Origin of the sequence: Shinella sp. 838 (assembly GCF_029623935.1) — a bacterium.
Lineage (GTDB): Bacteria > Pseudomonadota > Alphaproteobacteria > Rhizobiales > Rhizobiaceae > Shinella.
This window is the reverse complement of the sequence record NZ_JARSBQ010000001.1, coordinates 1,003,845-1,016,439: the sequence shown is the minus strand read 5'-3', so window position 1 is coordinate 1,016,439 and position 12,595 is coordinate 1,003,845. Positions and strand designations below refer to the sequence as shown.

Annotated in this window: 10 protein-coding genes; 1 reads left to right on the top strand and 9 read right to left on the bottom strand. The window is 64.0% G+C overall.

Translation table 11 applies throughout. From position 1 onward, the window contains the following. Positions 1–78: 78 nt before the first annotated feature. The 7 genes from recN to P9A16_RS04755 form a co-directional block, all read right to left on the bottom strand. Positions 79–1,749: a DNA repair protein RecN gene (recN, locus tag P9A16_RS04785; RefSeq protein WP_023513534.1), complete on the bottom strand. Its 1,671-nt coding sequence runs from the start codon at positions 1,747–1,749 to the stop codon at positions 79–81. A gap of 20 nt (positions 1,750–1,769) precedes the next feature. Continuing rightward, complete coding sequence (locus P9A16_RS04780) at positions 1,770–2,636, bottom strand: outer membrane protein assembly factor BamD (protein WP_023513535.1); 867 nt, start codon at positions 2,634–2,636, stop codon at positions 1,770–1,772. A gap of 154 nt (positions 2,637–2,790) precedes the next feature. Next, the gene (gene lpxC, locus P9A16_RS04775; RefSeq protein WP_023513536.1) at positions 2,791–3,747 is read right to left on the bottom strand and encodes a UDP-3-O-acyl-N-acetylglucosamine deacetylase; all 957 of its coding nucleotides are present in this window, start codon (positions 3,745–3,747) and stop codon (positions 2,791–2,793) included. A 361-nt stretch (positions 3,748–4,108) separates the two neighbouring features. Beyond that, on the bottom strand, positions 4,109–5,845 hold the full coding sequence (gene ftsZ / locus P9A16_RS04770) for a cell division protein FtsZ (protein WP_023515849.1): 1,737 nt from the start codon (positions 5,843–5,845) through the stop codon (positions 4,109–4,111). Positions 5,846–5,942: 97 nt separating this feature from the next. Next, positions 5,943–7,274, bottom strand: a complete 1,332-nt coding sequence (gene ftsA / locus P9A16_RS04765) for a cell division protein FtsA (protein ID WP_023515848.1) — start codon at positions 7,272–7,274, stop codon at positions 5,943–5,945. Then, positions 7,271–8,191 carry a cell division protein FtsQ/DivIB gene (locus P9A16_RS04760; protein WP_023515847.1) on the bottom strand — a complete coding sequence of 307 codons (921 nt, stop codon included), beginning with the start codon at positions 8,189–8,191 and terminating at the stop codon, positions 7,271–7,273. The genes ftsA and P9A16_RS04760 overlap by 4 nt, the downstream gene beginning before the upstream one ends. Further along, complete coding sequence (locus P9A16_RS04755; RefSeq protein WP_024271548.1) at positions 8,179–9,105, bottom strand: D-alanine--D-alanine ligase; 927 nt, start codon at positions 9,103–9,105, stop codon at positions 8,179–8,181. The genes P9A16_RS04760 and P9A16_RS04755 overlap by 13 nt, the downstream gene beginning before the upstream one ends. 436 nt (positions 9,106–9,541) lie before the next feature. Between P9A16_RS04755 and P9A16_RS04750 the strand changes: the two genes are divergently transcribed. Then, positions 9,542–10,846, top strand: coding sequence for an MFS transporter (locus P9A16_RS04750; RefSeq protein WP_023517526.1), 1,305 nt, complete (start codon positions 9,542–9,544; stop codon positions 10,844–10,846). A 64-nt stretch (positions 10,847–10,910) separates the two neighbouring features. On the opposite strand, the gene aqpZ (P9A16_RS04745) is transcribed toward P9A16_RS04750, so the two are convergent. Next, positions 10,911–11,597, bottom strand: a complete 687-nt coding sequence (gene aqpZ, locus P9A16_RS04745) for an aquaporin Z (protein ID WP_023516476.1) — start codon at positions 11,595–11,597, stop codon at positions 10,911–10,913. 126 nt (positions 11,598–11,723) lie between these two features. Next, the gene (aqpZ, locus tag P9A16_RS04740) at positions 11,724–12,461 is read right to left on the bottom strand and encodes an aquaporin Z (protein WP_051758817.1); all 738 of its coding nucleotides are present in this window, start codon (positions 12,459–12,461) and stop codon (positions 11,724–11,726) included. Positions 12,462–12,595: the final 134 nt, after the last annotated feature.

The window sequence follows — 12,595 nt, the reverse complement described above, 5'->3', positions numbered from 1 at the left end:
TGCTCCGGGATTCTGCCACCGTTCTAGAGGAAATGAGGTGAAAGAAAAGATGGGAGCACGATGAGGGGCCGTCGCCGGCTATACCCCACCCGAAAGCAACCGCGCCGCCGCCGCCCTCGCCTCGTCGGTCACCGAAGCGCCGGCGAGCATGCGGGCGATTTCTTCCGTGCGCGCGCCATCGTCCATGCGGGCGACGCGGGTGGCGACGGTCTCGCTGCCTTCGACTGGTCCCTTGGAGATGAGAAGGTGCGTCGCCGCACGGGCCGCGACCTGCGGGGCGTGGGTGACGGAGAGCACCTGCACGGTGGAGGACAGCCGCTTCAGCCGCTGGCCGATGGCATCGGCCACCGCACCGCCGACGCCGGTGTCGATTTCGTCGAAGACGAGGGTCGGCGCAGAGCCGCGGTCGGCGAGCGCCACCTTCAGCGCCAGCAGGAAACGCGAGAGTTCGCCGCCGGAGGCGACCTTCATGATCGGACCGGGACGCGTTCCGGGATTGGTCTGGACGTGGAATTCGACCGTGTCGATCCCCTCTTCCGCGCCACCCTCCAGGTCGGTGGTGATCTCGACGGTGAAGCGCGCGCGCTCCAGCTTCAGCGCCGGCAGCTCCGCCATGACGGCGGCGGCAAGCGCGTCCGCCGCATGGTGGCGCTTGTCGGAGAGCGAACGGGCGGCCTGGTCGAATACGGCACGCGTCTCGGCAAGATGCGCCTGAAGCCGCACCAGCTTCTCCTCGCCGGCATCGAGATCGGCAAGATCGGCGATCATCTTGGCGGCAAGGGCCGGAAGGCCGGTGACGGGCACGGAGTATTTGCGGGCGGCCGCGCGCAGGGCGAAGAGGCGCTCTTCCGTGCGCTCCAGCTCCTTCGGATCGTATTCGGTCTTGCGCAGCGCCACCTCGACGGCCATCTGTGCGTCGGAAAGCTGGTTCAATGCCTGGTCGAGCAGCTCGACCGTCTCCTCCAGCAGGCCCGGCGCCTCGTGGCTCTTGCGCTCAAGACGGCGCACAAGCGCGGCGATGAGGGGCACAGGCGAGGCATTGCCATTCAGGAATTCGCTCGCCTCGTTTATGTCACCGGCGATACGCTCGGCCTTCATCATGCGGGCGCGGACTTCCGCCAGCGCATCCTCCTCGCCATCGCGTGGCGAGAGGACTTCCAGCTCCTCAACGGAGGAACGCAGGTAATCGGCCTCGCGGGCAGCCGCTTCCACCTTGTCACGGTGACGGCGCAGCGTGCGTTCGGCTTCCTTCCACTGGTGATAGAGCGTGCCGACATCGCCTGCCGCCTCGCCGAGACCGCCGAAGGCATCGAGCAGCAGACGGTGCGCATCGGTATCGACAAGCGCACGATCGTCATGCTGGCCATGAATTTCGACGAGGCGCTGGCCGACCTGCCGCATCAGCTGCACGGAGACCGGCTGATCGTTGACGAAGGCCTTGGTGCGCCCGTCGGCGGATTGCTGGCGCCGGAAGATGAGGTCGCCATCGTCGTCGATGCCGTTGTCGCGCAGGAGCGTCCGGGCGGCGTGACCATGCGGCACGTCGAAGACCGCCGTCACCTGACCGCGATCCACGCCATGGCGCACCAGCGAGCCGTCACCCCGCCCGCCGAGCGCGAGCGACAGACTGTCGAGAAGAATGGATTTTCCGGCGCCCGTCTCGCCCGTCAGCACGGAAAGGCCCGGCTCGAAAGCAAGGTCGAGCCTTTCGATCAGGACGATATCGCGGATCGAAAGCTGCGCCAGCATGGCCCTGCCATATCTCTTGCTTAGACGCCGAGCAGCTTCTTGCCTGCACGAGAAATCCAGGACCCGCTGTTTTCACGCGGTTCGAGGCCCTTCGACTGCAGGAGCTTGTAGCTGTCGGAATACCACTGGCTGTCGGGATAGTTATGCCCGAGCACCGCCGCCGCCGTCTGCGCTTCCGTATCCACGCCCATGGCGTAATAGGTCTCGACGAGACGGGCGAGCGCTTCCTCGATCTGGTTGGTCATCGGATACTTTTCGACGACGACGCGGAAGCGGCTGGCTGCCGCGATATATTCCTTGCGCTCGAGATAGTAGCGGCCGACCTGCATTTCCTTGCCGGCGAGCTGGTCGCGGGCAAACCGCATCTTGGTCTGCGCGTCCTCGACATATTCCGAATCGGGGTAGTTCTCGACAACGGCCTGCATGGCTTCCAGCGTCTGCGCGGAGGCGCGCTGGTCTTGCGTCACGCTCGGGATCTGCTTCCAATAGGCAAGGCCGACGATGTACTGCGCATAGGCGGCGTCTTCCGAACCCGGATAGAGGTTGAGATAGCGCTTGCCGGCGGTGATCGCTTCCTCGTTGCGGCCCTGGCGGTAATTGGTGAAGGCCGACATGACGAGCGCCTTGCGCGCTTCTTCGGAGAAGGGATGCTGGCGATCGACGGCCTCGAACTTGCGGCTCGCCTCTCCCACCTTGCCGGCGTTCAGGTTGGCAAGGCCCTGGTTGTAGAGCTTGTCGGCAGGCTCAGTCTCGCCGGCCAGCTTGGTGATGTCGATATCGGGATCCGACTGGCACGCGGAAAGAACGACAGGCGAAGCCGCCGCAAAAAGCGTAAGATAGACAATGCGCGCCGTCTTCTTCACACCAACAGACCCTGCAACAACCATGTGACAATCCCAGTTCAACGGACGCGATGCGGTAACCCGCCCCGCGCGCCCCGCGTTGTATCTCCAAATACGTGAAGACCGCAACGCCATGCCGATGCATTAACGCATTTTTGTGGCAAGGCTGTCTGGAAAGCAGCGGCCGGAAAAATTCCCCTCAAAGGGACCAGGGCGCAAATTCCGGCGCGTTGACCGCGATCAGCTCGCGCTGACCCGGCCGCGAGCGCGGCGCGGCGGCTTCGACGACCTCATAGGCCGTACGGTCGCTGAGCAGCGCCTTCAGGGCATGGGCGTTCATCTTGTGGCCGCCGCGATAGGAGCGGTAGCAGCCGATGAACTGTGCGCCGGCAAGCGCAAGGTCACCCACGGCGTCGAGCGTCTTGTGGCGCACGAACTCGTCCTTGGCGTACCGCAGGCCCTCGACATTGATCACGGTGTTGTCATCGGAAATGACGACGGAGTTTTCCAGCGACGAGCCGAGCGCAAAGCCGGCGGCCCAGAGCTTTTCCACGTCGCGCATGAAACCGAAGGTGCGGGCGCGCGACAGTTCGTTGCGGAACGCTGTCGGCGTGAGGTCGCCCTTCCAGGACTGGCGGCCGATCAGCGGGCAGTCGAAATCGATCTCGACTTCGAATCGCGTGCCGTCATAGGGCAAGAACTCGGCCCAGGACGCGCCTGCCTCGACGCGCACCGGCTTGACGATGCGGATATAGCGGCGCTTGACGGCGAGCGGGATGAGGCCGACCTGATCGATCGCGTCGATGAACGGCGCAGAACTGCCGTCCATGATCGGCATTTCGGCGCCGGTGACTTCGATCAGCACGTTGTCGAGGCCAAGCGCGTACAGCGCAGCCATGACGTGCTCCACGGTGGCGATCATGGTGGCCGGCGAAAAGCCGAGGACCGTGCAGAGGTCCGTGTTGCCGACCTGTGCGGAGACCGCGCGGTATTCGCTGACGGTGCCATCGTCGTGCAGGCGCTGGAAGACGATGCCGCTGTCGGCTTCCGCAGGATTGAAGGTGATCGAAACGGCCGCGCCGGAATGGACGCCCGTGCCCGAAATGGTCACCGGGTTCGCAATCGTCGTCTGGAAACCGAGCATACCGATCGTCATGTGCATTCGCCTCGTCTTACTGTCGGCTCATTCCTCGCCGACATTCTGTCTTTCATGGGCTCGCGGAAGCCCCGGTCTTTCATTGGCCCAAGGAAACCCTTGGCCGGGCGCGCTGCGCCCACCGACAAGTCCGCCTCAACGTCTGGAGTGATTTGATGCTCTCCGGCGTGATGCCGGCATCCGATCCCTGACTGGCCCCTGTGCCTAGCCTGAATGTAGTAGGTCCCTCAGGGCTACACAAATCACTGTTTCTTTCGCTTTGTAACGCTTTATCTCTGCGGCAAGCTCTTGAAATCAGAGGCGAATCAAAAATGCCCGGACCAGGGTCCGGGCATTCTGAAAAACGATCTCCGGGAAGACCTCAGTTCGACTGGCGGCGCAGGAAGGCCGGGATTTCGAGCTGGTCGTCCTCACCGAGCGAACGCGGCTGCGGATTGGCGCGGCCATGGTCGTCGAGCTGGCCGCGGCGCGGAGCATAGAGGCTGGCTTCAGCCGACAGCGGGCGGCGCTGCTGCTGGGCCTGCGGTGCCGGCTCCTGGGCGACCTGCGGCTCCTCGTGACGGCCGAGCGAGGACGTCAGGCGCTTCAGGAGACCCATCGGGCCGCGCTCTTCGCTGTGCGAGGCGACCGGCTGCTGGGCAGCGCGATGGTCGATCTCGGCCTGCACGACCGGCGGGAAGTCCTCGATCTTCGGCATGCGCATCGTCTGCGGCTCCTGCCGGATGATCGGAGCGGACGGTTCGACGCGCTGCTGCATGACCGGAGCCTGGTGCATCGGCTGCTGCTGGACCGGACGCTGCGCCGGCATTTCTGCCGGAGCGGCGAAGAGACGGTTCTGCAGGCGCGGCTCTTCCTGGATGGAAGCGGCCGGCTGCTGCACCGGAGCCGGACGGTTCACCGGAATGGCCAGTTCCCGCTCGAGGCTCTCTTCCGAGGCACGGATGGCTTCGGCGATCGGATCGACGAGCGGCTGCTGGGCAACCGGCTGCTGCATGACGGGCTGCTGCATGACCGGCTGCGGCTGGGGCGCGACGGCCTGGAACTGCGGCTGGACCGGAACGGCGGCGGAGGGACGAACTACCGGCTTGCTGAGGCTGCGAAAGTCAGCATTACGTGCAGCCACCTCCGAGGCCGCGCGGTCGATACCGGTTGCAACAACGGAAACGCGGATCAGGCCTTCGAGCTCTTCATCGAAGGTAGCGCCGAGTATGATGTTTGCGTCCGGATCGACTTCCTCGCGGATGCGGGTTGCGGCTTCGTCGACTTCGAAGAGGGTGAGGTCACGGCCACCCGTGATGGAGATGAGCAGGCCCTGTGCGCCCTTCATCGAGGTTTCGTCGAGCAGCGGGTTGGCGATCGCGGCTTCGGCAGCGGCCATTGCGCGGCCTTCGCCCGAAGCTTCGCCCGTGCCCATCATGGCGCGACCCATCTCGCGCATCACCGAGCGGACGTCGGCGAAGTCGAGGTTGATGAGGCCTTCCTTGACCATCAGGTCGGTGATGCAGGCGACGCCCGAATAGAGCACCTGGTCGGCCATCGCAAAGGCGTCGGCGAAGGTGGTCTTGTCGTTGGCGATGCGGAAGAGGTTCTGGTTCGGAATGACGATCAGGGTGTCAACCGACTTCTGCAGTTCCTGGATGCCTTCTTCGGCAAGGCGCATGCGGCGGCCGCCTTCGAAGTGGAACGGCTTGGTGACGACGCCGACCGTCAGGATGCCCTTGTTGCGGGCGGCCTGGGCGACGACCGGAGCCGCACCCGTGCCCGTGCCGCCGCCCATGCCGGCGGTGACGAAGCACATGTGGGTGCCGTTGAGGTGGTCGATGATCTCATCGATGCACTCTTCGGCGGCAGCGCGGCCGACTTCCGGCTGCGAGCCGGCGCCAAGACCTTCGGTGACGGCGACACCCATCTGGATGATCCGCGTCGCCTTGGTCATGGTCAGCGCCTGGGCGTCGGTGTTGGCGACGACGAAGTCGACGCCTTCCAGGCCCGCGGTGATCATGTTGTTGACAGCATTGCCACCGCCCCCGCCGACACCGAAGACGGTGATGCGGGGCTTCAGCTCGGTGATGTCCGGCTTCTGGAGCTTGATAGTCATTGCAGTGTTCCTTTCGTTTCCGGCCGCTTCGCCCAGCCGGTCTATTCCCAAAACTCAAATCTCGGTCTTTCCCGGCACTACGCCGCCGGAAAACCCGTCAGAAACTTTCCTTCAGCCACTGGCCCATGCGGGCAATGCGGCCGTTGCCACCCGTGAGCTGCGAGAGCATGCCGCCCTGCACAGCGTGTTCTTCCAGTTCCGCGACCTGCGGATAGATCATCAGGCCGACCGCTGTCGAAAAGGCCGGGCCCTTCGCCGCAGTCGGCAGGCCGGACACGCCGAGCGGGCGGCCGATGCGGACATTGCGGGCGAGGATGCGGCGCGCGACTTCCGGCAGGCCGGTGAGCTGGCTCCCGCCGCCCGTCAGCACGATTCGCTTTCCAACGATCGGCGAAAAACCGGAGCGCTGGATGCGGTCGCGGATGAGTTCGATGGTCTCTTCGATGCGGGCACGCACGATGCGCGAGAGCAGCGCACGCGGCACATGGGTCGGCTGGTCGCGGTCATCCTCGCCGATCGGCGGGACGGTGACGATGTCGCGCTCGTCGGCAGCGTTCGGCAGCGCCGAACCGTGCACGACCTTCAGGCGTTCGGCATCCTCGATGCGGGTCGAAAGACCGCGCGCAAGGTCCGTCGTGACGTGGTGGCCGCCGAGCGAGACGGCGTCGGAATGCACCAGCTTGCCTTCGGCGAAGACGGAGATCGTCGTCGTGCCGCCGCCCATGTCGATGCAGGCGCAGCCGAGTTCGACCTCATCGTCGACGAGCGCGGAAAGGCCGCTGGCATAGGGCGTCGCGACCATGCCCTCGACGGAGAGGTGGGCGCGGTTGATGCACAGTTCGAGGTTCTTCAGCGCGGCGCGCTCCGCCGTCAGCACATGCATGTCGACGCCGAGCACGTCGCCGAACATGGAGAGCGGATCGCGGATGCCGCGCTCGCCGTCGAGCGAGAAGCCCGTCGGCAGCGAGTGGAGGATGGCGCGGTCCTGGCGCAGCGACTGCTGGCCGGCAACGGCAAGCACCTTGCGCAGGTCGTTCGCGTCGACTTCCTGGCCACCAAGATCGATGGTCGCGGTGTAGACGTCGCTTTGCAGGCGACCGGCCGAAACGTTGACGATCAGGCTTTCGATGGTGAGGCCGGCCATGCGCTCGGCCGCATCGACGGCAAGGCGTACGACGCTTTCGGCCGCGTCGAGATCGGTGATGACGCCGTTCTTCACGCCGCGGGATTTCTGGTGGCCGATGCCGATGACTTCGACATTATGCGTGCGGCCGGGCAGGATCTCGCTCTCGGCGCGCGGCGTCAGCCGGCCGATCATGCAGACGACCTTGGTGGAGCCGATATCGAGGACCGAAACGACATGCGCCCGCTTGGAGGAAAGCGGCTTCAAGCGCGGCAGGCCAAAATGGGACGAACCGAAAATGCTCATGTGCGCTTCGCTGCCTTCTTCAGGTCCTTCGTTCTCTGCTCGACCGCCGCATTGCGGCGTTCCAGCGCCCCTTCCGTCAAACGAACCGTCGTGCGGTCTTCCAACCGAAGATCGACGGCCGCGATGTCCCGTTCCAGAATGCCCTGCTCCGCTTCAAGCGTTGCCAGCGTATCCATGGCGCGCGGCACGTTGTGCTCCGGCAGCTTGACGACGATGCCGTTGTCGAGCCTCAGGTCCCAGCGCCGGCCGGCGACCCGGATGTAAGCCTTCACGCGCGCCTTGATTTCCGGCCAGTTGTCGAACTCGTCGGCAAAGCCTGCCGCAGCGGTTTCGGCGTCGCGGCCGACGAACAGCGGCAGCGTCGAAAACTTGTTGTCGCGCAGCGGCGCAATCACGCTGCCGTTCTTCTCGATCAGCGAAAGATCGCTGCCGTGCTGCCAGATGCCGAACGCTTCGCGCTCTTTCAGTGCGATCTCGATCGTGCCCGGATAGATCTTGCGAACCGAGACATCCTCGACCCACGGCAGTTCGGTGAGCTGCTTGCGGGCTTCGTTGACGTCGAGCGCGACCAGCGAGGTCGTGCCATCGAGGCCAAGGCGCTCGAGAATGTCGATTTCCGAAGTCTCGCGGTTGCCGGAAACCTTGACGTCCTCGATGGCAAAGCCGATCGCCGTCGTCGAGGCCTGGGCGACATCCTGCGAATGACCGCCGAGCGACATGCCGTAGAGGCCCGTCGCGCCGATGAAAAGCACGGTCGCGATGCTGCCGGTATGGCGCGGAATGTGGATACGGCCGGCCGCAAGGCTGACCAGGAACCGGACGATCCGGCGCAGCGGGCGCGGCAGCACACGACCGGCTTCCGTTTCCGGAGGCCCGACGGGGCGTACCCTGCTCCTTTTGACGCTCAACGCAAACACGACGCGTCCTCCACCATCCACCGCAAGAATTCACCAAAGGAATGGCCGGCATGAACAGCCATTTCGGGCACCAGGGAGGTGGGGGTCATGCCGGGCTGGGTGTTGATTTCTAGCCAGACAAGCTCGCCATTCTCGGAGAATCGGTCGTCGTAACGGAAGTCGGAACGGCTGACGCCACGGCACCCGATCGCTTGATGCGCCTTGAGGGAGAGTGTTTGTACTTTTTGGTAAATATTCGGTGAAATTTGTGCCGGGATGACGTGTTTCGAACCGCCTTTTACGTATTTGGAATCATAGTCGTAGAAGGCGTGGCCCTGGGGCACCACTTCCGTGACGCCAAGCGCCACGTCTCCCATAACGCCGCAGGTCAGTTCGCGGCCGTAGATGTAGCGCTCGACCATGACGCTGTCGCCATAGCGCCATTCGGACGAGGTAATGATCTGCGGGGGATGAGACTGGTCTTCCTTGACCATGACGACGCCGAAGGAGGACCCCTCGCGCACGGGCTTCACCACATAGGGCGGCTTCATCGGATGCGAGGAGGTAAAATCGAAGCGGTTCATCAACCGCTGCTCGGCGATCGGAATGCCCGCCGCCTTGGCGACGATCTTCGCCTGCGCCTTGTCCATGGCAAGCGCCGAGGCGAGCACGCCGGAATGGGTATAGGGGATCTCGAGATATTCGAGCACGCCCTGGATGGTGCCGTCCTCGCCGAAGGGGCCATGCAGCGCATTGAAGGCGACATCGGGCTTCAGTTCGGCAAGCACACTTGCAACATCGTGACCGACATCGACACGCGTGACCTTGTAGCCCTCGGCCTCAAGCGCGTCGGCGCAGGCGTTGCCCGACGAAAGGCTCACCGGCCGTTCCGACGAAAAACCACCCATCAGCATCGCGACATGCTTTACGCTCATAGAACCCCCAACTGAATTCCGCACACTGCCTCTCGTCCCTTGCGCGGACCTGATTTGCCTCTGCGATCCGACTCGGCGAGCGAGTTGGGATCACTAGAGCGCCATTAAGGTTAATGAAGCGTTTACTTTCGTTAACCGCGGCCGCCCGGAGGCGAATTTTCCTGTCCCGAATCAAGTCACGCTTCGATTCTCTCTCTGGAATCAGAGAGTTGTGACGGACGCAAGAAAAAGAAAAATTTAGCTCTTCCTAAAGCGGCACCGAACGGCCGCCGCCTGCCCGCAAAGGCTTGGTAAATGCGGGATCGCCCGAAAGCGTACGAAAAGTACGATTTTTTACCGTTCAGCGTACTTTTATTGTTTCACCGACCGCTCGGTTGACGTAATAGAACGGCGCTGCCTCCCAAGACAGCCTCAAAACCAAGAAAAGGCACCCACGATGAGTGATACGCTCGCTTCCGGGTCGCCGACCGCAACGCATTCCAACCGCGCCGGGCTCAACTCCCCGGCGCGCGTTCTCTTTGCAAGCCTGGTCGGAACGACCATCGAATTCTTCGATTTCTACGTCTACGCCACCGCCGCCGTGCTGGTCTTCCCGACGCTGTTCTTCCCGAACAGCGATCCGACGACTGCCCTGCTCGCGTCCTTCGCAACCTTCTCGATCGCCTTCTTCGCCCGTCCGCTCGGTGCGGTCGTCTTCGGGCACTATGGCGACCGCGTCGGCCGCAAGACGACGCTGGTGGCGGCGCTCCTGACCATGGGCGTCTCCACCGTGATCATCGGCCTCCTGCCCTCCTACGAGACGATCGGCGTGCTCGCGCCGCTGCTTCTGGCGCTCTGCCGCTTCGGCCAGGGCTTCGGGCTTGGCGGCGAATGGGGCGGCGCGGTGCTGCTCGCCACCGAAAACGCCCCTCCGGGCAAGCGCAGCTGGTACGGCATGTTCCCGCAGCTCGGCGCCCCCGTCGGCCTTTTCCTCTCCTCCGGTGTCTTCTGGCTTCTGCTGCATGTCATGTCGCAGGAATCGCTGCTCGCCTGGGGCTGGCGCATCCCCTTCGTCGCCTCGATCATCCTGATCGCCGTCGGCCTGTGGGTTCGCCTGTCGATCACCGAGACGCCCGCCTTCCAGAAGGCCATCGACAAGCAGGAGCGCGTGGAGGTGCCGGTCGTGGAGCTCTTCCGCAACCACAAGCGCAGCCTCGTGCTCGGCACCTTCGTGGCGCTCGCCACCTTCGTGCTGTTCTACATCGGCTCAGCCTATCTGCTGTCCTACAACGTCAAGATACTGAAGCTGCCCTTCGTCGAAGCGCTGGAAGTCCAGCTCCTCGGCTCGGTGCTGTTCGGCCTCTTCATTCCTTTGGCTGGAAAGCTTGCCGAAAGGTTCGGCCGCCGGGAGGTGCTGATTCTCACGACCGTGCTGATCGGCGCCTTCTCGTTCCTCCTGCCGGGTCTGATGACGGGCGGCGAGAGCGGCATCTTCGTCTTCGTCATCCTCGCCATGGCGCTGATGGGCATGACCTATGGTCTGATCGGCACGGCGCTCGCCGCACCCTTCCCGACGAAGGTGCGGTATACGGGCTCGTCGATCACCTTCAACTTCGCCGGCATCTTCGGCGCGTCGCTTGCGCCCTATATCGCGACGTGGCTCCAGGCGAACCACGGCATGACCTATGTCGGATACTATCTCGGCCTGTCAGCCGTCATCACGCTCGTCTGCATCCTGCTCTCGGGCAAGGAAGAAGTCTGAGCCCTTCGTGGCTTCCTTCAAAAAACCCGCCGCGGCAACGCGGCGGGTTCTTTTTTGTCCGCTATCAGTCGTCCTCGCCGACGATCTTCCAGATCACCGCGCCGACCACGGCGCCAAGAACCGGGGCGAGCCAGAACAACCAGAGCTGCGAGAGCGCCGCCGTATCGGCAAAGAGCGCCGCGCCGGTCGAGCGGGCCGGGTTGACCGAGGTGTTCGTCACCGGGATCGAAATGAGGTGGATCAGCGTCAGGCCGAGGCCGATGGCGATCGGCGCAAAACCGACGGGCGCACGGCCATGGGTCGATCCGAGGATGATGATAAGGAAGAACGCCGTCAGCACCACTTCGGCAACCAGCGCCGCCGTCAGCGAGTAACCGCCCGGCGACAGGTCGCCATAGCCGTTCGAGGCGAAACCGCCCGCCTGGAAGCCTGTCTTGCCGGACGCGATGAGGTAGAGCACCGCCGCCGCCGCAACCGCCCCGACGACCTGCGCCACGACATAGGGCACGAGGCTGGAAGCCGGGAATTTGCCGGCGACCGTCAGGCCGACAGAGACGGCGGGATTGAAATGCCCGCCGGAAATGCCGCCGACCGTATAGGCCATGGTCAGCACCGTGAGGCCGAAGGCGAAGGACACGCCGAGATGGCCGATGCCGACCTCCGGGAATGCGGCAGCCAGCACCGCACTGCCGCAGCCGCCGAAGACAAGCCAGAACGTGCCGAGGAATTCGGCGGAAAGTTTCTTGAACATGAATGCCCCCTGGTCAAAGCCCCGCTGGAGCGAGGCTTCATCGCGCAACCATCGCGCGATCCAGCATAGCTTTCGCTAAACCCCTATGAACAGGGGCTGAACAGGAAAAATAAATGTTCGTATTTTCTAATTAAGCACATTATTTCCGCTCGAAACCAGAGCCGGTTTCGCCTGCGCTTCGTCTGCCTCTCCGACATATCTCCAGGCCACGGCACCGATGATGGCGCCGAGAAGAGGGGCGAGCCAGAACAGCCAGAGCTGCGACAGAGCCGCCGTCTCGGCAAAGAACGCGACACCCGTCGAGCGCGCCGGATTGAGGGACGTGTTGGTGACCGGTATCGACACGAGGTTGATCGCCGTCAGGCTGAGACCGATGACGGCGGGCGCAAAATCCACCGGCGCACGCCGATGGGTCGAGCCGAGGACGATGAACAGGAAGAGCGCCATCAGCACCACCTCGGTCGCAAGACCCGCCGTCAGCGAATAGCCGCCCGGCGAGAGATCGCCGTAACCGTTCGCGGAAAAACTGCCCGCCTGGAAACCGGCCCTGCCGGAAGCGATGAGATAGAGAACGGTGCCCGCCGCCGTTGCACCGGCAACCTGCACCACCGCGTAGGGCAGGATATGGGCAACCGGAAACCGGCCGGCGATGGCAAGGCCCACGGAAACGGCAGGGTTCATATGCCCGCCGGAAATGCCGCCGATCGTGTAGATCATCGCCATCAGCGCGATGCCGGCGGCAAGGGAAATACCGGCAAGGCCGATGCCACTCTCCGGAAAGGCCGCAGCCAGGATTCCGCTGCCGCAGCCGCAGAAGACGAGCCAGAACGTGCCGATGAACTCGGCAGCGAGTTTCCTGTTCATGAATATCCCCATCAGGGCCCTGCGCGCAGAGCCGCATCGCGCGCTGGAGGCGCGACGTCACACAGTTTCGTTTCGATGAACTTGCCTGTGGGGGAGAGGGCGCTTGTCAAAACGCCCCAGCAAGAGTGTTGTCG

Coding starts and splice junctions, on each gene's coding strand:
- recN (WP_023513534.1), bottom strand. CDS start 1,749: ATGCTGGCGCAGCTTTCGATCCGCGATATCGTCCTGATCGAAAGGCTC.
- P9A16_RS04780 (WP_023513535.1), bottom strand. CDS start 2,636: ATGGTTGTTGCAGGGTCTGTTGGTGTGAAGAAGACGGCGCGCATTGTC.
- lpxC (WP_023513536.1), bottom strand. CDS start 3,747: ATGACGATCGGTATGCTCGGTTTCCAGACGACGATTGCGAACCCGGTG.
- ftsZ (WP_023515849.1), bottom strand. CDS start 5,845: ATGACTATCAAGCTCCAGAAGCCGGACATCACCGAGCTGAAGCCCCGC.
- ftsA (WP_023515848.1), bottom strand. CDS start 7,274: ATGAGCATTTTCGGTTCGTCCCATTTTGGCCTGCCGCGCTTGAAGCCG.
- P9A16_RS04755 (WP_024271548.1), bottom strand. CDS start 9,105: ATGAGCGTAAAGCATGTCGCGATGCTGATGGGTGGTTTTTCGTCGGAA.
- P9A16_RS04750 (WP_023517526.1), top strand. CDS start 9,542: ATGAGTGATACGCTCGCTTCCGGGTCGCCGACCGCAACGCATTCCAAC.
- aqpZ (WP_023516476.1), bottom strand. CDS start 11,597: ATGTTCAAGAAACTTTCCGCCGAATTCCTCGGCACGTTCTGGCTTGTC.
- aqpZ (WP_051758817.1), bottom strand. CDS start 12,461: ATGAACAGGAAACTCGCTGCCGAGTTCATCGGCACGTTCTGGCTCGTC.